Source organism: Microbulbifer maximicatervae (SeqCode), assembly GCF_052467225.1.
The window spans coordinates 3,844,965-3,871,107 of sequence record NZ_CP174303.1; the positions used below are offsets into that span (position 1 = coordinate 3,844,965).

The window sequence follows — 26,143 nt, forward strand, 5'->3', positions numbered from 1 at the left end:
ATGTCAGCCCTTCTACATCAGGAACTTATCCAGGCCCCAGAGGAAACACTGTGGATCGCCGATGAAAACAGCAAACCCCTCTTACACCAGGAGGGGTTTCATTTTGCCGGAGATTTAATCAGTAACCGCTGGGATATTGCCGAACTCGCCGAAAATACGGTGAAGCGGAGCTTCTTCAACGATTTCCACTTTGAAGAACTGGACCGCAAATACCGCCGTATTGTTTACGCCGTTTCGAAAGAGAAGGCCGTAGTTCACCATATTATTGATTGTGCACCCCACTTCCTCGGTGAAGGTGGCGAGTTGGTTCTGCTGGGTGAAAAGCAAAGCGGAATCAAAAGCTACGCTGCGAAAGTAGCCGAGCGCCTGGGCACTGCCAAGCACTTGCAAAAAAACGGCAACGACTACCTGAGCAGTAATGTTGTCGCTCACGAGGACACCGGCAATCCAATCAGTGAGCTTCAGTACGCCCAGTTACAAAAGCTGCCCGAGCTTGGCGGCCTCTACTCCAAGCCGGGATTGTTCGGCTGGAACAAAATCGATAAAGGCAGTGCCCTACTCGCCCAGCAATTAACGACGGAGTTGCCACAGGACGGTTCTCGTATTGTTGATCTCGGTTGTGGTTATGGCTACCTGAGTATGCAATTAGCCGCTTTGGGTAAATATCATTTTACCGCTACGGATAATAACGCCGCTGCTCTATTGGCCTGCCGCAAGAATTTTACCGAACAAGGAGTCGAAGGCACCGTTGTACCCTCTGATGCAGGCTCTGAACTGGAAAGTGAAATCGCCGATCTGGTGCTGTGCAACCCACCTTTCCACCAGGGCTTTCAGGTGGAGGGAGATTTGACCGATCGCTTTCTGCAGCAGAGTGCGCGGATTCTTAAAGATTCCGGCGCTGCGATTTTTGTGGTGAATGAATTTATTCCCCTGGCGAAAAAAGGGCCCCGCTATTTTTCCCAGGTGGATTTGATCACTAAAGAGCAAGGATTTTGCGTATACCGTCTGCGCCCCTAAGAGCTAGGGGCGCAGGCCGGTAGCAGTCGCCTGGAAACTGAATTAAAGGCTAGTAATCGCGCAGATTAAACAAGTTCATCGACAGCGTATGCTCTTCCAACTCTTCGAGTTGTCGCAATCGTTCGAATGCATCTCGTGCCGATGGGGTTTCAGCGCCCTGGGCTAGATCCCGATATTGATCGGCCAGGTAGATCTCGATATCCATGGCCAACTTGGCAATCTGCTCCAAGTCTTCAATATCAATGCCGCGCAAGCGCTGCAAAAATTCTTTCTCTCGCCCTTCCGGGGCAAATTGCACCCAGGTATGCAGGGCTCCAGGGGGCAGGTCTGCATGGAAGTTTTCCAGTGAGTGCTTCATGGAATCTTCCCGTCGTCGCAGCTGATCCAGCAGCAACTCGACCCGTTCATTGGTGGCAAGCTGCTCATACTCTTCGTATTGCAGCGCCAACTTGGCATGAAAATCCCTTCCTTCCTGAATCACTTCCTCAACAGTTTTGTACCGCATCAATCGATCCCGGCAGAACACTTCGCTCACCTTGAGTATAGTCACGAGGTGACAAAGGGCGCCAATGAATATCACTATTAAAGTGACAGGGATTTTAGGAGCCGGCCTCTGTGGGGGCTGTCGAGATCAGCGAAGCTGGCTCATGCGGAAATCCAGGCGCCGGTTGGGGTTGGCGGGATTGATCTTTTCTGGGGCCCTGGCCGCCAACTCACCTTTGCGCAGAGTTCCTCTGCTCACTGCCAGGATATGATTCTCGTACTGGGGCATATAGGCCATCCAGGCTCCGCCGAGTCGATCGCGCATAGCTTTATCGCGCCAGGCGCTGTTCTGTAGCTCGGGCCTATCCCCGAAGTTGCTGACCAGCACGCCATCCTTATGAAGCAGGCGCATCAGGCTGGAGCACCAGGACTTATCGGCGGGTACCGCTCGCTGCGCTACGCCGTCGCAGTGCCCAAATAAGTCGTCGATCACCAGGTCGAAAGTGCCGTGAGAGGGTCGCTTCAAGTGGTCGCGTACAAAGTCACAGGCATCCGCACACACCAGCTCAACATCACGTACGCCAAAGAAGCGACGGGCAATATCCAGGTGCACCGGGTCCAAATCTACGCCGACAATATGCTTGGCGGAGGTGAACGCCTGCAAAAGGCGAATCAGGGCACCGCCACCAACGCCGAGCACCAATACCGAATTCAAGCGCTCTTCAGGGAGGAAAAATGCCGGTAGCAGCAACAACTCCCATAGGGAGCCCTTGAGCGGATCGCGGGGATTCCACTGAGAGTGGAAAACCCCATTGCTGTAGAGGCGCACACTGGCGCCATGGTTGCGCACCTGGTAACAGGTGTCGCCAACCTGCTTTTGCCAAAGCAGCGCCATCAGCTCGCCGGGAGGTCTGAGGACTTGAGCAATACCCTGGCAAATTCCTGTAGGCCCGCCAGGTCTTCCTCGCTAAAGCGCGCCACACTGGGGCTATCGATATCCAGCACTCCCAGGCAACGACCCGCGTCATCATACAGTGGCACCACCACCTCTGAGGCCGACACGGCATCGCAGGCGATGTGGCCGGGGAACTGATGCACATCGTCTACCAATTGGGATTCACCGGTCGAAACAGCAGTGCCGCAAACACCGGCCCCCACAGGAATCCGGGTACAGGCAGGCTTGCCCTGGAAGGGTCCCAAACGCAATTCATCACCGTAGAGGAAATAGAAGCCGGCCCAGTTGATATCCTCCAGCTCCATAAACAACAGCGCACTGGCATTGCCGGTGTTGGCCAGCCAGTCTCGCTCCGCAGAAAGCAATCCTTCCAACTGCCCATTTAAGGTGGTGTAAAACTTGTCCAGCGACATACCTAACGCCCCTTGCCCACTTATAATTTCAAATCGTGTCAGCTAAAACTGGCAAACCCGCAAAACAGTATCCTGCGGGAGGCAGGTATTTTGCGGGCTTTGGCGAGGGAATCAATATGCTGCGTGCAAAATTACTGGTAGGGATCGACCACTGCGGGTTCTTCACCGGTCTCACCGCGATACTCATCGGCATCTACAGTTGGGCGAGACCACTCACTTTCATCATTGTTGCTACGAGTGTTCGACTGGATAGCCGGCGGCGCGCTGGTAACGTCTGATTGCATCAGGTTGCGCGACTTTTCGAAGCGGTCTTCCACTTTTGGCTTGGGCGCAACTTGTGCGGGATTGCCGCTACCTTCACGGCGAATACGGTTGGCCATAGCACTGAGATTAGGGCGGCGGCGTTCCGCAAGCTTCACGGTTTCCAACTCACTGTTCAGGCGGTTGATCTCCGCCTGTAAATCACCCATCTGCGCCTGAAGTTCAGTAATCTGGGTCAACACACCTTTTACTTTACGGCTTTCCTTTTCGTACATCACGGCGGCGCCGCCAAAGGCCAACGCAAAAATGACCAGGATGGAAAACTGACGCATAGCAAACTCCGGAAACTGCACTTGTTATTCTGAGGGGCATTTTTACAGCATATTTTTTCTATCTTCCGAGAAATTGCGCATAAAAAACAAGTTCAAACGCCCGCCGACGCCTTAATAGTCACCATTCCATAAAAACGAACAATTAAAATTTATCGGATAGCGACATGTTCATACTAATGTCCCAGCCAGCTCCCCAATCTCAACAGCCTCCTGATCCACATAGCGATTGCTGTCTGAAATTGCTGGCAACAGCGTGCTATCTGCGTATTGGCAACCAATCGCTTGCACCAGCTTTTGCCCCACCTTTTCCGCCTGTTCCGGAGCATGGGCTTTTCCCGTGCGCAGAAAATGCAGTAACAGATCGTAGCCCGGGCGCCAGCACTGCAAGTCGGGAAAGCTTTTTCTCAGCGCTGCGGCAATCCGCAATCCTTCATAGTCCAGGTCCCCCCAGAAAAATGTTGGAACCGTTCGGGACTCCCCATCGTGCCACCAGCTAAGGAATTGCTGCCGGATATTTTCACTAACCACATTAATAGTGCTGAAGCGCACTCTCTCCCCATTGCGAATCCGTTCTGCACCACCCTGGTAGCCCTCGCTATAAACCAGCGCAGCACGACTGGGTTGCAGCTCCGCCAGGCTAATAAAAGTGTCCTGGTTTTCGATAAAAATTACCTGCTCAAATTGCCTGGGCAGGTAGGCGTGGAGTAAAAGCTGGCGCTCCTGGATTTTACGGCTCAGGTCAGGATAGAGGTTGCGCACCAGAGATTGACGGCTGGGTAATTCCAGGTATTTGGAATCCCCTTTAAAGCAGCGCGCGGCTAATTGTCGCCAGGAAATTTTATCGGCAAAGATCAGCTCTTTGCCGACGGAAACCCAGCAAGCGATAATTTCTTCGACGGAATCAAACCCCGGTTGGAGTTCCAAGCCTTCGAGGGGAAAAGCAGAGGGATTTTCAAAGCGATCGACATAGGGTTCCAGCAGGCTGGTCCAGGCGGATTGGCGAACGGTGGGGGATGGGCGATTGAGCCACAGGCGCAGCTGTTCCTCGCTGGCATCCCGAAAAATCAATTGGGCCCCCTGCCACTCGGCAATACCCGGCCGCCTTTTCGGATTCGGTTTCACCGTAAAACACTGGTATTCCCGCGCAAAGTGCTGCAATTCATTCCACAGCTCCTGCTCGTCCTGATCGGGGTCCCTGAGGGGCTCCAACACTTCCAACCAGCGCTTACTGCCAGCGCGCAAATCCAGCCTGAAACTAATGCGGGCTTCCTTGCCGCGTTCCAGCTGGCTGTCCCGCCGATCCAGAATAAAATTCAGGATGCCGATTAACAGCGGGTTTTCCTCTACCCAATAGGGCAATGTCTTTTCCATCGGTTGCCTCCCTGCCAATGGAGGGGTTTCCCCCGAAAATACCTATCCCTCTACTTCTACCAGGTCCATAAAATCCAGCGATGCCTGTTGGCGAATCGTGCGGCGGTGGTTGGCCCAGAGTTCGGCGATACGCTCCTGGTTGCACACCTTGCGATCGACATACACCCGGGTATTCAGCTGGCCGATGGGCTTGGCACTGGGGCACTTACTGAATACAAACTGATTCGAGATCAGATCCATAAAAGGCCCGGATTTACTGCTGGGCATAATAAACAGCAGCTGTAAGCCCAGGGTTTCAGTCAGGTAACGGATCACTTCCTTGGAGCGGGACTCATCCATTTTGGAGAAGGCCTCATCCACCAGCACCATTTGCAAATGGCTGCCGCTCTCACCAAAGCGGAAGGCCGAAGTGACCGCTGCGGAGCGGATAATATAAGCCGGCGTTTCCAGCTGGCCGCCGGAACCGGTGCCGTACTGACTGAGCGCAATCGGCTCCTTACCCTCCGGTTCCTTATAGATCTCATAGCTGCGGTAGTTGCGATAGTCGCTGATTCGATCCAGCTCGCGCCGCGCCACCTGCTCGTCCTCACTCAGCAGCATACTCAACAGGCGATCCCGCACCTTGCGGTGCTTGGGCGCCAAGTCCGTGTCGAACAGGCTCTGCTCTTCACCCAGATTCGGCAGTTCAATTACCGCCTTAAAGAAGCTCCAGTACTCCTTGAATTCCGCCACCCACTGGTAGTCGAAACGGAAGCGCTCACGGTCGGCTCCAAAGCGGTGGTGTTCCAGCTCTTTGTTCAGATCATCCAACACGCGCTTACCATCGTTAATGGACTGGTAAATAGCGTGGCACAAGTGGGTTACAAAAGTGGTGTTAAAGGATTTTTTCAATCCCAGCAATTGATCGTGGCGCTCCACCAGCAGGTTGTTCTTCAGGCGGTTGCGCAGGGTCTCTACCTGATCGCCGAGACCGCTGATCAACTTGAACAAACCATCTTTGTGGCCGCCACTCAAGTCTGGCTCAAATACCAGGGTATCGACGCTGGCACAGGTGGCGTTGTACTCCATCACCGCGCGATCCAACTGGCGACTGTATTTCTCCAGCTGCCCCTGCCAACTTTCGATATCCGCTGAGAAGTCGAAGTTGTCAGCTGCGCGCTCTACCTGCTCATCAGCAGTAACCAGTACTTGCTCGGCATCGAAAGTGGGGTCAATGGCGGTAATACGCCTTACCATTTCCTCGCTGTCACTGGCGGCATCGTCCAGGGATTCCAGCTCGCCAGACAGCGCGTATAAGAGTTTTTCGTTGCTTCTTAGCTTGGTCTCCAGAGAGCCATGCTTGCGCTGGAGGTCCGACAGCTGCTTTTGCTGATCTTTGAGCTGGGCCTTGAGTTCATCGACCTGCTGCTCGAACTGCTCGAAGTCCTTCAGGTCCAGGTTTTCCAGAGCCCGCTCGGCGCTGCGCCATTCCCGCTGGGCCGCCAGGGCGGAATCCACAATGGACAACAGCTTGATATTCGCCAGTCCGCGCACCGCGTTGGTGACTCGGCGGTAGAGCTGGTGGCGCTCGTTGACGTGGGCGGCCTCTTCCAGCAACTGCTCCATAGCGCGCTGCTGCGCCGCCAGTGCGCGAGCGCGGGCGCCCTGGCCGAATACCAACTCGGCATCGTCCATATCGCAGCGCCACATGCTGTAGTTGCCACTGGCCATACCGTCGGCAGTCAGGCCCCGGCGGGTGCCGCGCAGCTCGTGTTCATCCTCCACCTGTACCACGGCACCGTATGAGGCGCGCAGATAGTGCTCGGCAGTTTTATGGGTAAACTCCATCAGTTCGATAATAGAGCCCGGCGGAGTATCCAGGCGCTCCGCATCGCGGCGGGCTTTATCCCCCTGGATCACGCGGGCGCGGTTGTTGCGCCCGGGCAGGCCGCGCACGATACGAATTGCGCGGGCTTCATGTTCCGGCTCCACGATAATCGAGAAGCGCGCGCCGCCCAGATAGCCTTCAATCGCCATCTGCCAGCGCTCATCCAGCACTTCCACATAATCACACAGGACGCGGGGCTCCGCTTCAGGGCACTGCTCGCGAATTGCGGCCAGGGCCGCTTCCACCGATTGGGGGTAACGCACGCGGTTGGCCTGGAGATGCTGAATGCGGCTCTCCTGGGTGCGCAGCTGCTTTTGCAGTTGCTGGACTTTTTGCTCCCAGCGGGAGGCCTGCTGGGCAATCTGCTCTTTGGGAGAAACCTCATCACTGGCGCCAGCTTTGCCACTGCTATCCAGCAGATCGAAGAGGCGGTTCTGTAGAGCTTCGCTGCTGGCAGCGCGTTCGCGCAATGGCTCCAATGCAGCCAGATCGATCCAGTCCTTGCCCAACAACTTGTGCAGATCCGGCAGGTCTTCCTCGCGGGCTACCTGCTTAATTGCCTGCACCAGTGCCTTATCGGAGAAGGCCGGAATTTCCAGCTCGGCAGAGGTGGAGTTGAGCAGGTTTAATAATTCTTCGGCGGCCTCGCGGTTCTCGCGCCAGCGGGCTTCTTCGGCAGACATGGGGGTGTGTTGCTGGGACAGCAGGCTCAGGGCATTGTTAATGCGCTGTTCCAGTTCGTCCTTATTGCGCAGTGCATCGATACCCAGGCGCTGGGCTTGAAGCTCCACCAGCTGGCCATTGAGCTGCTCGACGCGTTCGGAAGCGACGCGCACTTCGCGCTCATTGTTGTCCAGATCGCTGCGCAGTTTTTTCTGGTCGTTCTTGCCGCTCAGATAACTCTTTTGTACCCGCTGCTGGCGGTGGCGTGCGCACAAATATTCCTGCACTCGCAACTGCAACCACTGCTCCCGGTAGAGCTCTACCGACTGGGCGATGGCCTCCAGGGAACTGACCCGCTCCACAATCTGGCGGGCTTCCTGCTCCATGCTGTGAATGGTTTTCATCAGCTCGGAGACGGAGCGGATGGCATCACCCAGATCGCGTTTTTCCAACACTTCCTGGGCGACAAAATCGTTGATGCTTTTTACTGGCTTGTAGGCCATAAAATTGGCAAAGGTGCGCGCGGCGTGCATAGCTTCGCGATCGGAGACCGCATCGCGGCGTCCGCGCAGGGCGCCGTAAAGGCGGCGCAAGTAGGCCTTTTTCTTGTCGTACTGTTCTACTTTTTCGAACTGCTTGCTCAGGACCTGGTTGAATTTATCCAGCGGCAGCAGGTGTTTACCATCGGTGTAATCCCGGACAAAATCCCCCATCACCAACTGTTCGCCGGGGAATACGAAAAAGCGCAAATCACTTTGGCGAGCCTGGGCGGGCTTGCTGCTGTTATCCAGGTGCGCGCGAATACCCATCACTGCGGTAAAGGGCTCAGCATCGTCTTCACCGCTGGTGGGATGGAAAATACCGGCGATGTAACAGTCGGTGGGCTCTACACGGGCATAACTGCCATCGTCACAACCCAGTACATAGGAAGCTAGCGTCCGCACCTGCTTGCCACCCCGCCCGCGCTGGGTGGTTTCATCCTGCCCCGGGTTAAAGGTAAACAGGGTATCGTGGGCGGCGGTCATCAATGTCTGGATAGCATCAGCCGCCGTGGTTTTACCGGAACCGTTGCCACCGGAAAACAGGTTGATCGGGCCGAAATCATATTCCAACTGCGGGATATTGCCCCAGTTAATCAGGATCAGTTTTTTTAGGAACATAGTCTTTTCAAAAAAACGGTCTTTTCAAAAGCAGGGTCTTTTTTGCAGGCGGGAAGCCGACACCCTTCTCCGAGGCTCCCGGGCGCGATTTACGCAAACCCGGGCGGTCGAATGTTTTCGATTTTTTATAGCCGCTAGTGCGGCCTCTATTTTCAACTAGGAAGCGGCTTCACTCTCAAACAGGCTGTTATCTTCGACTTCTGGAGTGATGCGTTCGAGCGCTTGCTCTTGTTCCGCTTCTTCAGCCTCATTAATTTCATCAGCTTGAGTGGCCCCGCTCTCTACTGCGGGCGGGACTTCGCTGTCGATCAGCTGGTGCAATACCGACTCGCTGACAAAGTGGGCGATGGTCGGGCGTACGCGCAACCAAACCTCCGCACTGGTCTCCACTTCTTCACTGCTGAACTGCACCAGACGCAGCTGGCGCAATTTCTTCAGCAGGTTTTTACGCTCGGCATGCTTATCCGGCAGGGACATTTTCAGCAGGTTGCGCATGCCCAGTTCCAGGGCTTCCATCGATAGCGCGGCACAGCCGCTCTCATCCACCTGCCCTTCCCGCAGCGCTTTATCGTATTCCACGCGCAGGGCGAGAATCGCGGCCACTTCCTGTTGGCTGAGACGGGCGCGGAAGCCGCCGTGGTGCGGCTCTTCCTGGTCCGGCAGTCCCGGCACTTCGGCGCCGGGCGGATACACGCGGATAAACTGGAAACGGCTGTCGTGCTGCAAACGCAACCCCAGCGGGGCCAACCACTCGCGCACCAGCTGCTCGCAGCGCTGGAAGCGATCGTAAAGCGTGGTCTCAATTACGCTTTCATCCCGGCAGATAACGCCGTAATCCAACAGGCGCACCAGCAGCTCGGAAAATTCGCTGCGGTTCAGGCGACACTGCGCCAGGGCCTCTTCCAAAGCCTGTTCAATCACTGTTTTTCAGCTCCAGGATATATTCGTCAAATTCGGTGAAATAGTCATTGCTGGCGATTTCACCGGTAAATTTCACCTGCAGGTCGGCGGCACCGCTCTGGTTCACCGCCGCCGCTTCGATCACATGGCTCATAGCGAGCAGATCACGCGCATCGCGCAATGGCAGGTTGCGGCTGTTGATCTGGCGGCCGGTGCCGAGGGCATCACTCAGATAATCGCGCAGGTTACTGTTGTTGAAATTAAACGCCTGGTCGAGCAATTGTTGCAGCTCGATCTCGCGGCGGTTCTCTTCACCGATGGGGGTTTCATCTTCAACCCGGGTATTCACCGGCTGGCGGCGATTGCGCTGCCACAGCTGGGTTTGCTTGGGGTCAAACAGGCGCAGCTGGAAGCCGCCTAACTGTTCGCCCAGCTGCTCGAGAATTTGTGTTTTTTGCTGGCTCTCACCGAGGCGCTGGCACAGGTCCGCAAATTCACCTTCGGCCTGGCTGTGCAGGTAGCTGAGCTGGCGAATAATAATATCGGCGCGCTTGGTAAAGCCCTGTAGCGCGCGGCGCAAAGCGGGCAACTTCACCTCGCAGGCGCGGCGCATACGGTCCTCGATGGTGTCGAGCATCAGCCACAGCAGGGAGTGGCCCGGCTGCATCAATTCCGGCAGCAGCTGGCGCAGGCGCTTCTCCCACTCCGCTTTCTGCACATCCTCCTTTCTGCGAATGCAGTCAATCACCCGATTGATGGAATCGCGGTGTTTTTCCACGCTGTCCGCAGACAGACGGATAGCCAAGTCCGGCTGGAAACGGCTCTCCATAAAGGAGAAAAACTCATCGGTGGCCTGCTGCACCAGCAATTGGGCCTCTACTTCCCGCACCATTTCCCGCTTGCGCTCTTCCAACTCGGCGATCATATCGGTGAAATCCGCCACGATACGTTCGGAGTATTCCCAGGCATCGATCAAGTCGTGGATTTCACCTCGGCTGGCAAAGGCTTCCAGGGCATTTAAGGTGTTGCGGGTATTGCGGTGGCGGGTGCGCACGCGAGTGCCGTTCACCTCCACTAGCGGCTGAGTAAAAAGGCGGCCCCGGCGGCTAAACGGATAGGTGGCGGTGAGCGTGGCGCTGTCCACCTGCTTCTCCAGCCAACCGAATTCCACCAGGCTATTCAGTACCCAGACGGCCTGATCGCGCAGGTTGCGGAAGCGGCCCTCGGGGTCCTGCACTCCATCTTCACTATCGAGCTGCGGCGCGCGGGTCAGGGCCTCGGCAAAAATTTCCAGGATCTGCTCGCGCAGCAAAGACTCACCGTAGTCAGCCTTGGCGGTGTACAGACGCTCATACAAAAGACGCAAGCACTCAACCACCTGCTCGCGGTATTTACCGGTCAGCGGGCGGAAGAAGTGCTGGTAGGAATCGACGAAGAACAACGACTATAGGCCCGCTTATTCCTCTTCCGGCTTTTGGTTGAAGACACAATATTTTGTGTAGTCGCGGGTATCATCAAAAGTCCACTGCCCTTTGGGAATGCCATCCATTTTCTCGCACCAGGCATCGGAACCCCGTTTGGGCTCACAGCCGGTCAATGCGATAAGGGCGATCACAGCGCTGGTCAGGACAAATACTTTTTTCATGGTTCGCTTCTACAAATGAAATTCGAATTTCACTTCCCCGGCGGCCGCAATGTGCCAAGCCAGGGAAAATCTATCGGTGTCTCAAGTCTATCCGTGTCTCGGGGTGGGACCGCGCTATTCGCGGCGCCACTTGGTCCCTTCGCGGCTATCCTCAAGCACCACACCTTTGGATTTTAACTCTTCGCGAATCTCATCGGCGCGGGCAAAGTCACGGTTCTTCTTGCTCTGTGCGCGCTCTTCGATCAGTGCTTCAACTTCTTCGGCAGAAATACCTTCATCTCCACCACGGGCCTGTTTGAACCAGGCTTCCGGGTCTTGCTGGAGAATGCCCAGCATATCTGCAGCGGCCAGCAGCAAACCTTTCAGGCGCGCTTTATCCGCCACATCGGCTTTGTTCAGGTCGCGGGCAATTTGGTGCAACTCGCTGATGGCGATCGGCGTATTCAGATCGTCTTCCAACGCCTTGATAAAGGCGGTGTCGTTAAGATCTGCCCCTTCAGCCTCAACCGCTTCCGTTTCACGCAGTGCGCCATAGAGAGTATCCAGGGTGCGCCATGCCTGATCCAGCAAATCAGCACTGAAATTCAGTTCTGAGCGGTAGTGGGCAGATAGCAGTGCAAAACGCAGCACTTCACCGGGGTATTGGCTCAGCAGGTCTTTGACCATGCGGAAGTTGCCCAGGGATTTGGACATCTTTTCGCCATTGATATTTACATAGCCGTTGTGCATCCAGTAGCGCACAAAATCCACACCATTGGCGCAGCAGCTCTGGGCGCGCTCGTTTTCGTGGTGGGGGAAGGTCAGGTCGCGACCACCGCCGTGAATATCGATAGTGTCACCCAGGTGCTTCTTGATCATGGCCGAACACTCCAAGTGCCAACCCGGGCGCCCACGGCCCCAGGGGCTGTCCCAGCCGGGCTCGTCATCGGCAGATGGCTTCCACAGTACGAAGTCGCCGGCGTACTTTTTGTAAGGCGCCACTTCCACCCGCGCACCGGCGAGCATATCGTCGAGGGAGCGCTTGGACAGCTGGCCGTACTCTTGCATAGATTCCACGGCGAACAGCACATGGCCTTCGGCGGCGTAGGCGTGGCCTTTCTCCAGCAGGCTTTCGATCATCGCGATCATTTCCGGCAAGTGCTGGGTGGCGTAGGGGACAATATCCGGCTCCAGGTTATTGAGCGCGGCCATATCCTCGTAGTAGGCCTGGGCATAGCGCGCCGACAGCACGCCGATTTCCTCGCCGTTATCCCGTGCGGTCTTCATGATTTTGTCGTCAATATCGGTGATATTGCGCGCGTAAATCACATCGCTGAAATTTCTTTTTAGTACCCGGTACAGGGTGTCAAACACCACCACAGGGCGGGCATTGCCAATATGCACGCGGTTGTACACGGTGGGGCCACACACATACATGCGCACCTGATCTTCAACCAGTGGTACGAAGGGTTCTTTCTTCCCGGAAAACGTGTTGTAGACCTGTAGAGACATCTTTTCTCTCGAATTCTTTTTGCTGTGTGACTGGGCCAATCATTGACCCAGCCGCGAATACTGCCGCTCGGGCAGCTCTCCGCTTGGCTATTTGTTTTGCTCTTTGGCCCAGCTGTCGCGCAGACCAATGGTGCGGTTAAACACCGGCGCTTCTGCGCTGCCGTACTTGCTGTCGCGACAGAAGTAGCCGTTGCGCTCGAACTGGTAGCCCTGCTCCGGCTCCGCTTTGGCCAGGCCGATTTCCGCCTTACAGCCTTTTAGGATTTGTAGGTTGTCCGGGTTTACGCAGTCGAGGAAGTTCTTACCGCCGGCATCCGGCGCCGCATCATTGAACAGGCGATCGTAGAGGCGCACTTCGCAATCGACATTGTTGTCCGCAGATACCCAGTGAATAACGCCCTTCGGCTTAACGCCGTCGGCCGGGTCTTTGCCCAGGGTGTCCAGATCAACCGAGCAGATCACCTCAACAATTTCACCGGCCTCGTTCTTCACGACTTCTTCAGCGAAGATCACATAGGCGTTGCGCAGGCGAACTTTTTTGCCCAGCACCAGACGCTTGTACTTCTTGTTGGCCTCTTCGCGGAAATCCTCTTTCTCAATATAGAGAGTGCGGCCAAAAGGAAGTTCACGGGCCGGCAGATCATCGCGCACCGGGTGGCCGGGTGCTGACAGCATCTCTTCCTGGCCTTCCGGGTAATTTTTCAGGGTGACCTTCAAAGGCTCCATCACACACATGGCGCGCGGTGCATTTTTATCCAGGTCGTCGCGAATGCTGTATTCCAGCATGCCCACATCGACAACTGAGTCCGAGCGGGTTACACCGATCATCTCGCAGAAGTTGCGAATGGAAGCCGGGGTAAAGCCGCGACGGCGCATACCGGACAGGGTCGGCATACGGGGGTCATCCCATCCGTCTACATGGCCTTCGTCTACCAGTTGCTTGAGCTTGCGCTTGGACACCACGGTGTAGTTGAGGTGCAGGCGTGCAAATTCGTACTGACGTGGACGCGAAGGCACCGGCAGGTTCTCGATCAGCCAGTCGTACAGCGGCTTGTGATCTTCAAACTCCAGAGTACAGATGGAGTGGCTGATACCCTCAATCGCATCACACTGTCCGTGAGCGAAATCATAGCTGGGGTAAATGCACCACTTATCACCAGTCTGGTGGTGGGCCATCTTTTTGATGCGGTAGATGATCGGGTCGCGCAGGTTGATATTCGGCGCGGCCATATCGATCTTGGCGCGCAAGCTGCACTGGCCCTCTTCCATTTCACCGTTGCGCATCTTTTCAAACAGCGCCAGGTTTTCCTCGACAGAGCGATCGCGGAAGGGGCTGTTTTTGCCCGGCTCTTTCAGCGTGCCACGATAGTGACGAGCTTCTTCTGCGGACAGGTCGCAAACGTAGGCCTTGCCATCTTTAATCAGGTGCAGAGCCCACTCGTACAATTGATCAAAATTATCCGAGGAGTACTTCGCCTCGCCATTCCACTCAAAACCGAGCCAGGAGACATCGCGCTTAATCGCATCGACAAACTCTTCCTCTTCCTTCGCCGGGTTGGTGTCGTCAAAGCGTAAATTACAGGTGCCACCGAATTCCTGCGCCAGACCAAAATTCAGACAGATGGACTTGGCGTGGCCAATATGCAGATAGCCGTTGGGCTCCGGCGGGAAGCGGGTCGCGATCTGCGTAACCCGGCCCTCAGTCAGATCTTCACGGATAAGGTTCTGTAAAAAGTGAGCTGGCTTGCTCTCGGATGTCATAGGATTCTCTTAATTTACAGCTGTGCGAACGTAAACGGCGAATTATAACCTACTTGAGAGACAGAATATCGAATTTGAAGGAACGCTTTCCATAGAAATTCACTGCAAGCGTTTGATTTTTGTGCAATTGACACAGATATTCCGACACAGCATTTTACAGCTACAGACTACAAGGTATCATGCCGCCCCAAATCAACCCTCATAGGACATTTTATGATCACCCTTCACACAACCCATGGAGATATAGCCATCGAATTGGATTTCGAAAAGGCACCCAAGACTGCTGCCAACTTTTTGCAGTACTGCCGTGACGATTTCTATACCGGCACTGTCTTCCACCGGGTGATCAACAACTTTATGATCCAAGGTGGCGGCATGACTCCGGACATGCAACAGAAGGAAACCCGCGACTCCATCGAAAACGAAGCCAACAATGGCTTGAAGAACGACACTGGCACCCTGGCCATGGCCCGCACTATGGACCCGCATTCCGCCAGCTCCCAGTTCTTTATCAATGTTAAGGACAACGATTTCCTGAACTTCCGCAGCGAAGATTCTCAGGGTTGGGGTTACTGCGTATTTGGTAAGGTTGTCGACGGCATGGACGTGGTCAACAAAATCAAAGACGTTAAAACCGGCAGCAAAGGCTTCCACCAGGACGTACCCCTGGAGACTATCGAAATCACCGGTATCAGCATCTCTGACGCCTACGCCGATAAGTAATTCCACGGGTCAGTACCGACTCTAAGGCGGGGACATTGTCTACTTATTTTATTTCTGACTTGCACCTCGACGAAAAACGCCCGGATATTACCCGGGCGTTTTTTGATTTTCTGCACGGGCGAGCTGCCGGTGCTGAGGCGCTATATATTCTCGGCGACTTTTTTGAGGCGTGGGTTGGCGACGACGACGATGCCCCGCTGGCCCGCGAAGTGATTGGCGAGTTAAGTCGTTATAGCGGTACCGGCGTAGAGTTGTACCTGATGCACGGCAATCGGGATTTCTTGCTGGGTACCGACTTCGCCCAGCGCGCGGGAGCCACTTTACTTCAGGACCCGACTGCGTTGTCCCTCGGTAATGAGCGCGTGTTGCTTATGCACGGTGACAGCCTTTGCACCCTCGACAAAGAGTATATGGAGTTCCGCCGCCAGGCCCGGGACCCCAAGTGGCAACAAGAGCTATTGGCCAAGTCCCTTCAGGAACGTCGCGCTATTGCCGCGCAGATTCGTTTGGCATCCAAGAGTATGAACAGCCGCAAGGCTGAAGACATCATGGATGTAACCCAGGACGAAGTGGAGCGGGTGATGCTTGAGCACAATGTGCTTCGACTGATCCACGGCCACACCCACCGGCCCGCTCGCCACGCGTTGACGATCAACGGTGAACCGGCGGAGCGTATTGTGCTGGGAGATTGGGATAAGAATGCCTGGTGCCTGAAAGCGGACAAAGACTCACTGGAGTTGATTCACTGGCCGATCGGCTAGGAGCCGGCGTTTTGGATGAGGCTCTGCTGTTGCTGCACAGCCTCTACCAATTCCTCAAGCGTCTCCCGCAAACGCTGCACACCCCCAAATTGAAAACCTTTCCCCTGTAAATAAGCGCAATCCATCACTGCCGGCGGTTTCACTTGTGGCTGGGGAGGTAGCGGTCCCTGTTGTCCGGATATCGATCTTAGAATCTTCACCAACTCGCGACTGCTAACCAGGCAATCACTACAGTTTACAGCCCGCCCCCGGGCATCCTCGTGCTCCAGTAAAAGCTCTACCGCCCGCGCCATATCTTCTCCGTGCACTTCCGTTGAAAGCCGGGAGTTTAAATAAGACTCCCCGGATATCACTGCTCGAGCGATGTCATACCACTTGCTACGACTTAGCGGACTCACCAGCCCGTAAACTCCAGTTAAGCGCAATGAAACCGCATGCCAGCCACGCTGATACGCCCAAGCAGACAGCATGGCTTCCACAGCCGCTTTATAGCCGCCGTAGAAAGTATCCGGCTGAACAACCTGCTCCTCACTTAAAGAACCGCTCAACTTTCCAGTGGCATAAACGGCACGACTGGAAATAAACACAAATTTTTTTACCTTCGCTGCATAGGCAAATCGGATTAATGCCAGGGTTTGACTGAGATTTACATGTAGAAAACCCTCGAGATCGTCCCCCTCCCCTTTTCGATAGCGCCCGGGAAGATGCTCGAAAGCTGCATGTACCACCACATCCAGATTGCTGGTGAATGTCTGTAATGCTGTATCAGAAGTAATATCCCCGACGCTCCACGCTAATCTGGGTGAAGCAATACTGTGAAAAAGATCTACACTTTCCTCCCTGCGCAGTAATGCTCGCACTTCATAGCCCTGCCGCAAAAAATGCCTAACCAGAAATTGCCCCACATAGCCACTGGCGCCAGTAATCCCTATTCTCACAAATCCCTCTCTCGATTTTATTTTCTAAGCACGGGCCAGCTCATCCAGATCAACGGCGATATCTCGCCCTTCGTAAACAGCCCACCACAAGTCGATTAGGGGTTTAAGCTTTTCAACTTTTGAGTGCTGTTTTTGCCAGGGTTTTTCATATTGGTAGTGAATGACATGAATACTGTCCCACTGCCACAGCTGCGGTAAATTCAGGTAGAGGTATTGCAAGGCGTTATAGATATAAGGCAGGCCGTGCCAACGAGGAAAAAAGGACTGCAAAAATGTCTGGTCTGTGCGCCGCCAGAAAACCCCTGGTCGATCCAGTTGCTCAAGCATTTTTTGGTAAGTCGCTTCACTCGGCACCGCAGTAAACAATCCCGAATTCATGCGATGAAATCCATCCAAGTCTTCGTAAAGATTGGGCGCTGCACAAAATTCCGGGTAATTCATCAAGTGGTCAATATTGCGCAAAACCAGGGTGTCCGCATCCAGAAAAACAAGCTTATCGAATTGGGTCAATTGCCACAGTGCCAATTTACAAAAGTTATTCAATGGGTCATGGAAAGCGGGCTTACTACCCTTATCAAAGGGCGCGCGCCGGTGCAAAGAATCGCGTTTATGGCGGTGGATAAACTCATCGGAAAAACGAGGCGTATAAACTTCTTTTATCTTACAGCCCGCCGCTTCCAATGGCGCTGCATCACAGCTGTTCGGTGGCACCATACAAATTAACGGATAGGCACTGGCCGTACGATCCAATGAGTGTTTCAGTGCCTGTGCACCTATTACATAATCCGGACTATTGACCAGGGTCACAAAGGCACATCTTGACATAACAATTGGCTCTACAGTCCCTATACAGCGTTATTTACAGCGGCGGTAGAATATCTTCGGGCCCGCACAATAATCTGTCACACCAGCGACTTACCATTGCTTCTACTTGTTTTTGTTCAAAGCAATTTTCATTGTAGATAAAGCTCGAGCGCAACTGCTTCCCAAAGACGGTAATAGATAGATAGATGCCATATGGCGTTAAGCGCGTCACCAGGGGGACAATGCGAATCTTCAAGTGCTCACTCAATTTGACCCAGTCAGAAGTTTCACCGGTATAGACCGCAAAAAAACCTTCCCGATGTTCTTCTGTTTGCAAGAAAGTCACCAAGTAGCAATGGGATGCATCGAGGTGATGGCCAATCAGGCCGTGAGGCCCAATTGCATCAGCAGCATAAACCGTGCGCATGGCATACTTTATCTCCGCAGACAGGCGCGTGAGCTTCTCCTGCCAGGATTCATCCCTACAAACCATCAGGTTGACATACCTGCACATGGGGCCAAACACTTCCCGATACTCTCTCTTTAGCCGAAGGGATAAATTGCCATTCATCCAAAAAGAGTGAGGTATGAATTCACATAAAACTTGCTGAAATGCAGCCGCTAGATAGGCGAAGAGACTCACATTCTCCGAGCTGGCCAATGCCTTTATCTGCTCCAGCTCAATCTCATCTATGTGCTGGATTACTTCACTACAAATAACCGAGGTCTCTTCCGATTGGGGCAACTGCTTTATCTTATCTTTTTGGGATTGCAACTTTTGCTGCCAAAGATTTCGCGCCTTATCCCCCCTCGGCGATCTCAGATAGGTATTTTCATAATTCACATAATCAGCAAAGTCTGCAGTTTCCACCCTGGGTTGATAATCCTTACCCTTCACACTATCCAAATAGTGAGTCAAGGATTCAGACCAGAGGAGTGACAAGCTAATCCCATCGGCAATGATGTGGTGACACTTGGTCAAGAAAATGTATTCATCTTCTCCACTGCGAAGAACACTGAGTCCCAACAATTGGTCCTGCGTCAAATCCATTGGCGAGCTACCAAATTGACGCAAAAAGCTCTCGAAGTGAGTATCACTTATGTGGCGAATGTCGATGTAGTCCAGTTCAATATCTACAAAAGAGCGAACAGCCGGTTCCCCGCTATAACGACAGCGAAAAATCGGATAGGTATTTACCACCTCTGAAATGGACTTCTTAAACAGTTCAACATCGAATTCTCCTTTGAAAACCATGGCGCGGGTAATTAGGTCGACCAGATCCTTGCGGTGATGCAAATCATAAATACGCTGCTCAGTGATCGATAGGGGGACCTGAGTCGATAAACTCCAACCGGCCATTCTGGTCTCCAAAAGTCATTTGCCCGACACAAGATCACTAATGAATCTGATAAAACTGCACAAGATCATCCGGAACGTTACTTTTAGAATATACAAAACAGTGAAATGACAACGGCGGTATGCTGAAGGCGCAGACAAGATTCTCTTGATTTAAGTCACCGGCACGATGCATGATCTCTACAAACTATAAGGGGCAGGAGTTCCATCCAGGTGATCAATAACCTGAATAAACGCGTATTGATTCTCGGCGGCTACGGCAATTTCGGTGCACGTATTGCACAAATGCTGAGTTCTGAGCCCAATATCCAGCTGATTATTGCCGGCCATAACAAGACACGGGCAGACCGCTGCGCCCAATCACTCGGTGGCCTCGCCGAGGGGTTACGACTGGAGCGGGACTCCATCAACTTGGCTGCGCAACTGAAAGCCTTGCACCTGGATTTATTGATCCACTGCGCTGGCCCCTACCAGAGAGAAACCGATTACCGGGTGGCCAAAGCCTGCATTGAAGCCCGCACACCCTACATCGATATTTCAGATGCGCGCCGCTTTGTATGTGATTTTCACCGTCTCTCCCCGGCCGCCGAGGCCGCCGGTATCGCCATGGTATCCGGTGCCAGCAGCCTGCCCGGCCTCAGTTCAGCAGCCATAGCTGAGATCCAGAAAGAGCTACCGGTCATTCGCTCCGTGCAGGCGGCAATTGCTCCGGCACACAAGGTAGAACGCGGCCTCGCCACCGTGCGCTCCGGTTTTGAAGCGCTGGGAGAGAGCTTCCCCCAATTGCGGGATGGGCGCTGGAGAGAATCATTTGCCGGCAATCACCTGCGCTCGGTAAGTCTTGCCCACCCTGTGGGAAAACGCTGGCTGTGCGACTTTGAAGTACCCGACCTGGAGTTGTGCCCCAGGTACCTGCCAGATTTAAACACAGCACTATTTTCCACGGGGACAGAGCCCCTGATTCTCCAGGCCGGCCTGTCTTTGTGCGCCCAGCTCTCGCGCCTAAATTTGCCCGCTACAAGCTCCCGCATCGCACAGATTGCCCATAAATTGAGTGCCCGCTGGCCTGGTGGCAGCTCTCACGGCGGCATGATTGTCCGCGCACTGGGTGAAGATGCTGACGGTGGGACAGCAGGTAGGCAGTGGCAAATACTTGGAATGGATGGCGATGGCGTCTGGATTCCTGCAGCACCCGCAGTGGCTTTAGCGAGAAAATTCCTTCGCGGTGAGATTTCAGACAGTGGCGCGCGCGCATGCTGGCAACTATTGAAGCTGGATGAAATTCTGGATGAACTGAAGGATTACTCCATCGTCACTGCCATCGAGTTTTTACCTGCAGAGCAAAATTCACTGCCTGCGTTGGCGGCGAGCTAGGGGAAAAAGCCCTTTAGTTGACCTTATCAAGGCAGAACCCTTACAAATGATCTAGGTTCAGTATCGGAACTTTATGTAACGATGCTGAACCTGATTTTATGAGTAGCTCCAACCCCTGGTGCGCCTATTCCGGCCGGAATGGTATAAAGCGCGCAATTATCCCCATTACCGCTCTTATCCTGACCCCATTCTTCTTGGTGCTCACGTTTACAGATAGCGCCTGGTGGCTGGTGGCTCTACTGATTAGCGTTTCACTGGTACTACTGGGAATCTACGATATGCTCCAACCCCACTGGAGCATTACGCGGAACTTCCCGGTTGCCGGCCGCATTCGCTGGATATTTCTGAATCTGCGTCCCTATTTCCGCGCCTATATGGTCGAGGGTGATGAGGAGGGGCGCCCTTACAGCATTGAAGCCCGACGACTGGTGTACGCCCGCTCTGAAGGTTTTTCCGATATGCATCCGTTCGGCACTGAAAAAGATGTGCAGAGCGAGGAATATACCTGGCTCACTCACTCAGTGAAGCCCGAAAAAAATGCAGACACTTCCTGCCGTACTGAAGTGGGCACGGGCCGCTGCAAACAGCCCTACTCCGCCGCCCTGTTAAATATCTCCGCCATGAGCTTTGGCGCTCTGTCCGCTGCCGCAGTAGAAGCCTTGAATAAGGGAGCCTCAATTGGCGGCTTCTATCACGATACCGGTGAGGGAGGTATCAGCCCCTATCACCGCAAGCACGGCGGCGACCTAGTGTGGGAATTGGGTACCGGTTATTTCGGTGCGCGCAACGATGACGGCAGCTTTAACCCGGATCTATTCCGCGAGGCCTGCAACGATCAGGTCAAAATGACGGAAATTAAATTGAGCCAAGGCGCCAAACCTGGGCACGGTGGGGTTTTACCCGGCGCCAAAGTTACCCAGGAGATCGCTTCCACCCGCAAGGTTACACCCGGGCAGAACTGCGTCTCCCCTCGCGCGCACTCCATGTTCTCCACCCCCATTGAAATGCTTGAATTCGCCGAGCAGATGCGCGAACTCTCCGGCGGCAAACCGGTAGGCATAAAACTTTGTGTAGGACACATCTACGAAGTGATGGCCATTATGAAGGCCATGCACGAGACCGGGAAACTGGTGGACTTTATTGTTGTGGACGGCGCCGAAGGCGGCACCGGCGCAGCGCCGCTGGAGCTGTCCAACCACGTGGGCATGCCGCTACTGGAAGGGTTGATTATCGTACGCAATGCCCTGGTAGGGGCGGGACTGAAAGATAAAGTGAAGTTGGCTGCCAGCGGCAAGGTTTATTCCGCGTCCGGCCTGGCACAGTGCTTGGCCATTGGCGCTGACTGGTGCAATGCGGCGCGGGCATTTATGTTTTCCGTGGGCTGCATCCAGTCCCAGCGCTGCCATACGGATACCTGCCCAACTGGTGTTACCACCCAGGATCCTCGGCGCCAGCGCGGGCTGGTGGTGGATGTGCAGAGTAAAAGGGCGGCTGCTTTCCAGGCAAAAACTCTCGAAGCACTGGGGGATATAGTGGCCGGTGCAGGACTTACCGATCCCCGGGACCTGAAGCCCTACCACCTGGTTCACCGAATTAACGGCGCTGAATCCAGGCCGATAGACCGTATCTGGCATTTTCTCGACACCAACTCCTTAATAGACGCACCGGAAGATACGCCCTACTGGCACTGGTGGCTGGCCGCACAGGCAGACAGTTTTCAGCCTGCGATCAAGCTCGAAGAAGGCAAGTACGCGTCAATCCGCCGCGCTATTAACCGCTAGCCCCACCCAATCTGTGGAGACTGCTATGCAGACCGTTTCAGAAATTATTGTCGATACACTGGTCAAGGCCGGCGCCAAACGGTGTTACGGCATTGTCGGCGATACCATCAATCACTTCACATCAGCAGTGCGCACTTCCGATTTGGAGTGGATACATGTGCGCCATGAGGAAGTGGGCGCTTTCGCCGCTGGGGGTGAGTCTTACCTTACCGGTGAGCTGAGCGTCTGCGCCGGAACTGCCGGGCCCGGCAGCCTGCACTTTATCAACGGCATTTTTGAAAGCCATCGCAATGGCGCCCCGGTGGTACTGATTGCCTCTCGAATCGACCGTGCGGAACAGGGGTTCGGCTATCCACAGGAAGTGGACCAGCAAAAGCTCTACGAACAGTGTTCGGTCTTCTGTGAAACTATGTCCCACCCGGAACAAGCCCGTCGAATGATTGTGCAGGCTGCACAAACTGCGCTTACTCGCGGTGGAGTCGCGGTAGTGCAAATTAGCGGCGATTTGTTCAAGGAGAAGAGCAAAGACAGTCTGCCCTGGTCGGTACATCGCCCTGAATGGCTAGCGCGTCCGTCTGACTCTGAGCTCGACGCCCTGGCAAAGAAAATCAACGCCGCAAAAAATATCACTATTTACGGTGGTATCGGCTGCCGTCACGCTCACGATGAAGTAGTAAAACTAGGGCAACACCTGGCTGCTCCTATTGCCCACACCACCAAGTCGAAAGAGTTTCTCGAATACGACAACCCCTGCCATGTGGGCATGACCGGGATTCTCGGCAATCCCGCAGGCTACCGGGCCATGGAGACTTGTGACCTGTTACTGTGCCTGGGCACCGATTTTGCCTACACCCAGTTCTACCCGGAAAAAGCCACCATTATTCAAATTGATGCGGAAGCGCCGCACCTGGGGCGACGCGCTCCTGTGGATATGGGCCTGGTAGGGCATGTGGGTCCCACCATTGAAGCCCTCTTGCCCCGATTAAAGGCCCGCACCGATAGCACCTTCCTCGATGACCTTCTCGAACGATACAAAAAAGATCGGGAAGAGATGAAGAGCCGCGGCAAAGAGAAAGACCCCAGCCTGATCCACCCTCAATTTGTCGCCCAGACACTCAACAAGCTGGCCGATGAGGATGCCGTATTCACCGCCGATGGCGGCGCCTGTATGGTTTGGATGCTCCGCGATCTCACTGCCAACGGCAAACGCTCATTTCTCACCAGCCTTTCCCACGGCACCATGGCCAACGCCTACCCCCAAGCCCTGGGCATGGCCAAAGCCTACCCCGGGCGCCAGGTCATCGCTATGTGCGGCGACGGTGGTATGACCATGTTAATGGGAGACCTGTTGACACTGGTGCAAGAAAAAATCCCATTAAAAGTCCTGGTATTTAACAATAACTCCCTCGGCTTCGTAGAGATGGAACAGCGCATTGAGGGGCTACTCGACAGCTATACCGACTTACATAACCCGGACTTCGGCCGCGTTGCCGAAGCTTGTGGCATCAGCGGTGCCAGTATCGAGAGTGCGGATCAGCTTGAGGACAGCATGAAGCGCTGGCTCGCTACTGACGGGCCGGCACTACTCAGCGTACCGACAAACCGCGTGGAACTGGTGATGCCGCCGGAAGTTACGGCGCAGCAAGTCACCTCCACCGCACTGTTCGGGCTTAAGGCAATACTCAACGGCCGCGCAGATGAGGTGGTAGATCTTTTGCGAGACAATTTTCTGCGCTGAGACTTTTTAGCAGGCCACAACAAAAGGTTTGTGCGGCACTCATGCATCATTTCGGACAGCAACGCCATAACAGCATGCTGGCCCTGATCGCCAGCAGTGAAGTCGACGACAACAGCGCTCCCGGCCGCGCCGCCATGAGGCTACAGGCAGAGTTATCAGAGCGAAAAATTGACGTAATAACAACCACCAGCGGTAGTGATGCCTGCGCCATACTGAGCACTAACACCGCAATCCAATGCCTGCTGATTAATTGGACCCTGCCCGGTGAAGCGGAATGCCCCGCCCTGGTTGTATTGGAAGAACTTCGCGCCCGCAATCCCCAAATGCCGGTATTCCTTCTGGCAGATCAGCAGACTGTCAGCACCATGCCGCGACGGGCCCTGGAATTAGCCAACGATTTTATCTGGATGCTGGAAGATACCCCGACCTTTATCGGCGGTCGCATCCAGAGTGCGATTGAAAGATACCGCCACGCCATTCTTCCCCCCATGTTTCGCGCCCTGACCCACTTTGCCCGGGTCCATGAATATTCATGGCATACACCCGGCCACACTGGGGGAACAGCTTTTCTCAAATCCCCTGCGGGTCGCGCTTTTTACGATTTCTTTGGGGAAAATATGTTGCGCTCGGACCTGTCTGTTTCTGTAACAGAGCTGGGATCGCTTTTGGATCACTCGGGCCCCATTGCCAAGGGAGAGCAATATGCAGCAAAAGTATTTGGTGCGGATCGCACTTACTATGTAACCAATGGCTCTTCGACATCGAATAGAGTGATATTGATGGCATCGGTTACCCGGGGGCAACTGGCTCTGTGCGATCGAAACTGCCATAAATCCGTTGAACACGCTATCACCATGTCAGGTGCAGTTCCAACCTACCTGATTCCACTACGCAACAACTACGGCCTCATAGGCCCTGTCCCTCCCCAACAGTTGACGGCCAGCTCTGTTGCCAATGCTATTCGGCAAAACCCTTTGTCCAAGCACGCCAAAAACTCCCGTGCCGTTCACGCAGTCATTACTAATTCCACCTACGACGGTCTCTGTTACAACGTGCGCAGAGTGGAAGAACTTCTCGGCGAGTCCGTTGATCGCCTGCACTTTGACGAAGCCTGGTACTCATACGCTCGATTTAATCCTATCTATCGAGATCGCTTCGCAATGTACGATTTGGGCGAAGCCGACACGAAAAATGGCCCGAGCAAATTTGCTACTCAGTCAACACATAAATTACTCGCCGCATTGTCCCAGGCATCAATGATTCACATTCGCGATGGGCGTAAACCCATTGAGCATGGGCGCTTTAATGAAGCCTTTATGATGCATGCCTCAACCTCCCCACTTTACTCCATCATGGCCTCCAATGATGTGAGCGCAGCAATGATGGATGGGCCGGGTGGAAAAGCATTAACAGAGGAGTCAATTGCTGAGGCCGTAGCGTTCCGACAAGTATTGTCCCGTTTGCAACAGGAGTATCGCGATAAAGAAGAGTGGTTCTTCGGAGGTTGGCAGCCTGAGCATGTCACCGACCCCAGTAACGGGCACAACTACGCCTTTCACAGCGCCCCAGCAGAGCTCCTGTGTCATGAGCCCAGCTGCTGGTTATTAGACCCCGGCGAGTCATGGCATGGATTTGGTGATATTGAGCCAGATTACTGCATGTTGGACCCGATTAAAGTATCGATTACCACCCCAGGGATAAACCCTGATGGCAAACTGTCTTCATCTGGAATACCTGCCAACATCGTCAGTAAATACCTGGACAATCTCGGCATTATCGTGGAAAAAACTACCGATTTTACGATTTTGTTCCTGTTTTCTATCGGTATTACCAAGGGTAAATGGGGCACTCTTATCAATGCTTTACTGGCCTTTAAGCGCGACTTTGATGCCAACCGGCCCTTAAGTGAATGTCTGCCAAACCTTTTAAAAAAGTCCCCAGCCTATCGCAATATCGGGCTGCGCGACCTAGCAGACAATATGTTTGCTTCCATGAAAAAATTGCAAACCACAGTGCAAATGTCTGTGGGGTTTTCAGCCTTACCTATAGCTGACTTCAGTCCGGTACAAGCTTATGAAACCCTGGTTCGCGGCGATGTGGAAATGCTTCCGCTAAGCAAGTTACCGGGACGTACCGCAGCTACAGGCGTTGTACCCTACCCTCCAGGTATTCCTCTGTTAATGCCCGGCGAAAACTTTGGCGATGAAGATAGTCCGGCATTGATTTACTTGAGAACTCTGGAAGCCTTCGACCAGCAATTTCCAGGCTTTACCCACGATAACCACGGAGTAGAGGTGCGGGACGGCCACTATCATATTTACGCCCTGCGGGGAGACTCGCCATAGGCT

At 54.2% G+C, this 26,143-nt stretch carries 21 protein-coding genes; 7 read left to right on the top strand and 14 right to left on the bottom strand.

What is annotated here, in order from left to right; genetic code table 11:
* A complete protein-coding gene (locus ACJJIZ_RS16590; protein WP_444914166.1) occupies positions 1 to 1,017 on the top strand; it encodes a class I SAM-dependent methyltransferase in 1,017 nt (338 codons plus the stop codon).
* A gap of 49 nt (positions 1,018 to 1,066) precedes the next feature.
* Here ACJJIZ_RS16590 and ACJJIZ_RS16595 read toward each other — a convergent pair whose 3' ends face one another.
* From ACJJIZ_RS16595 to ACJJIZ_RS16645, 11 genes are all read right to left on the bottom strand, one after another.
* A complete protein-coding gene (locus tag ACJJIZ_RS16595; RefSeq protein ID WP_282932198.1) occupies positions 1,067 to 1,522 on the bottom strand; it encodes a hypothetical protein in 456 nt (151 codons plus the stop codon).
* Positions 1,523 to 1,648: 126 nt separating this feature from the next.
* Positions 1,649 to 2,395 carry a spermidine synthase gene (locus ACJJIZ_RS16600; protein ID WP_444914167.1) on the bottom strand — a complete coding sequence of 249 codons (747 nt, stop codon included), beginning with the start codon at positions 2,393 to 2,395 and terminating at the stop codon, positions 1,649 to 1,651.
* Entirely contained in the window at positions 2,395 to 2,868 is a 474-nt protein-coding gene (gene msrC, locus ACJJIZ_RS16605) for a free L-methionine (R)-S-oxide reductase MsrC (RefSeq protein WP_444914168.1), read from the bottom strand. The genes ACJJIZ_RS16600 and msrC overlap by 1 nt, the downstream gene beginning before the upstream one ends.
* A 131-nt stretch (positions 2,869 to 2,999) precedes the next feature.
* A complete protein-coding gene (locus ACJJIZ_RS16610) occupies positions 3,000 to 3,461 on the bottom strand; it encodes a 6TM ABC transporter family protein (RefSeq protein WP_444897771.1) in 462 nt (153 codons plus the stop codon).
* Between the two features lie 168 nt (positions 3,462 to 3,629).
* Entirely contained in the window at positions 3,630 to 4,832 is a 1,203-nt protein-coding gene (locus ACJJIZ_RS16615) for a Wadjet anti-phage system protein JetD domain-containing protein (RefSeq protein WP_444914169.1), read from the bottom strand.
* Positions 4,833 to 4,874: 42 nt separating this feature from the next.
* On the bottom strand, positions 4,875 to 8,522 hold the full coding sequence (locus tag ACJJIZ_RS16620; protein WP_444914170.1) for an ATP-binding protein: 3,648 nt from the start codon (positions 8,520 to 8,522) through the stop codon (positions 4,875 to 4,877).
* A 156-nt stretch (positions 8,523 to 8,678) separates the two neighbouring features.
* On the bottom strand, positions 8,679 to 9,443 hold the full coding sequence (locus tag ACJJIZ_RS16625) for a DUF4194 domain-containing protein (protein WP_444914171.1): 765 nt from the start codon (positions 9,441 to 9,443) through the stop codon (positions 8,679 to 8,681).
* Positions 9,436 to 10,863, bottom strand: a complete 1,428-nt coding sequence (locus ACJJIZ_RS16630; RefSeq protein WP_444914172.1) for a Wadjet anti-phage system protein JetA family protein — start codon at positions 10,861 to 10,863, stop codon at positions 9,436 to 9,438. The genes ACJJIZ_RS16625 and ACJJIZ_RS16630 overlap by 8 nt, the downstream gene beginning before the upstream one ends.
* Before the next feature lie 15 nt (positions 10,864 to 10,878).
* Complete coding sequence (locus ACJJIZ_RS16635; RefSeq protein WP_108733723.1) at positions 10,879 to 11,067, bottom strand: DUF3012 domain-containing protein; 189 nt, start codon at positions 11,065 to 11,067, stop codon at positions 10,879 to 10,881.
* Positions 11,068 to 11,181: 114 nt separating this feature from the next.
* The gene (cysS, locus tag ACJJIZ_RS16640; protein WP_444914173.1) at positions 11,182 to 12,558 is read right to left on the bottom strand and encodes a cysteine--tRNA ligase; all 1,377 of its coding nucleotides are present in this window, start codon (positions 12,556 to 12,558) and stop codon (positions 11,182 to 11,184) included.
* 87 nt (positions 12,559 to 12,645) lie between these two features.
* Positions 12,646 to 14,319 (bottom strand): glutamine--tRNA ligase/YqeY domain fusion protein, encoded by a 1,674-nt coding sequence (locus tag ACJJIZ_RS16645; RefSeq protein WP_444914174.1) that lies wholly within the window; start codon positions 14,317 to 14,319, stop codon positions 12,646 to 12,648.
* A 213-nt stretch (positions 14,320 to 14,532) separates the two neighbouring features.
* Between ACJJIZ_RS16645 and ACJJIZ_RS16650 the strand changes: the two genes are divergently transcribed.
* Both ACJJIZ_RS16650 and ACJJIZ_RS16655 read left to right on the top strand, forming a co-directional pair.
* On the top strand, positions 14,533 to 15,042 hold the full coding sequence (locus ACJJIZ_RS16650) for a peptidylprolyl isomerase (protein WP_108733726.1): 510 nt from the start codon (positions 14,533 to 14,535) through the stop codon (positions 15,040 to 15,042).
* A gap of 35 nt (positions 15,043 to 15,077) precedes the next feature.
* Entirely contained in the window at positions 15,078 to 15,803 is a 726-nt protein-coding gene (locus ACJJIZ_RS16655; RefSeq protein ID WP_444914175.1) for a UDP-2,3-diacylglucosamine diphosphatase, read from the top strand.
* On the opposite strand, the gene ACJJIZ_RS16660 is transcribed toward ACJJIZ_RS16655, so the two are convergent.
* The 3 genes from ACJJIZ_RS16660 to ACJJIZ_RS16670 are packed head-to-tail and all read right to left on the bottom strand — an operon-like array spanning position 15,800 to position 18,905.
* Positions 15,800 to 16,741, bottom strand: coding sequence for an NAD-dependent epimerase/dehydratase family protein (locus ACJJIZ_RS16660; RefSeq protein ID WP_444914176.1), 942 nt, complete (start codon positions 16,739 to 16,741; stop codon positions 15,800 to 15,802). The two genes, ACJJIZ_RS16655 and ACJJIZ_RS16660, sit on opposite strands and share 4 nt — an antisense overlap.
* A gap of 24 nt (positions 16,742 to 16,765) precedes the next feature.
* Complete coding sequence (locus ACJJIZ_RS16665; protein ID WP_444914177.1) at positions 16,766 to 17,566, bottom strand: glycosyltransferase; 801 nt, start codon at positions 17,564 to 17,566, stop codon at positions 16,766 to 16,768.
* A gap of 34 nt (positions 17,567 to 17,600) precedes the next feature.
* Positions 17,601 to 18,905, bottom strand: coding sequence for a condensation domain-containing protein (locus ACJJIZ_RS16670; protein ID WP_444914178.1), 1,305 nt, complete (start codon positions 18,903 to 18,905; stop codon positions 17,601 to 17,603).
* A gap of 210 nt (positions 18,906 to 19,115) precedes the next feature.
* Between ACJJIZ_RS16670 and ACJJIZ_RS16675 the strand changes: the two genes are divergently transcribed.
* The 4 genes from ACJJIZ_RS16675 (at position 19,116) to ACJJIZ_RS16690 (ending at position 26,140) form a co-directional block, all read left to right on the top strand.
* The gene (locus tag ACJJIZ_RS16675; protein WP_444914179.1) at positions 19,116 to 20,276 is read left to right on the top strand and encodes a saccharopine dehydrogenase family protein; all 1,161 of its coding nucleotides are present in this window, start codon (positions 19,116 to 19,118) and stop codon (positions 20,274 to 20,276) included.
* Between the two features lie 98 nt (positions 20,277 to 20,374).
* Complete coding sequence (locus tag ACJJIZ_RS16680; RefSeq protein WP_282932184.1) at positions 20,375 to 22,057, top strand: FMN-binding glutamate synthase family protein; 1,683 nt, start codon at positions 20,375 to 20,377, stop codon at positions 22,055 to 22,057.
* 25 nt (positions 22,058 to 22,082) lie between these two features.
* The gene (locus tag ACJJIZ_RS16685) at positions 22,083 to 23,795 is read left to right on the top strand and encodes a thiamine pyrophosphate-dependent enzyme (protein ID WP_444914180.1); all 1,713 of its coding nucleotides are present in this window, start codon (positions 22,083 to 22,085) and stop codon (positions 23,793 to 23,795) included.
* A 41-nt stretch (positions 23,796 to 23,836) separates the two neighbouring features.
* Complete coding sequence (locus ACJJIZ_RS16690) at positions 23,837 to 26,140, top strand: Orn/Lys/Arg family decarboxylase (protein ID WP_444914181.1); 2,304 nt, start codon at positions 23,837 to 23,839, stop codon at positions 26,138 to 26,140.
* Positions 26,141 to 26,143: the final 3 nt, after the last annotated feature.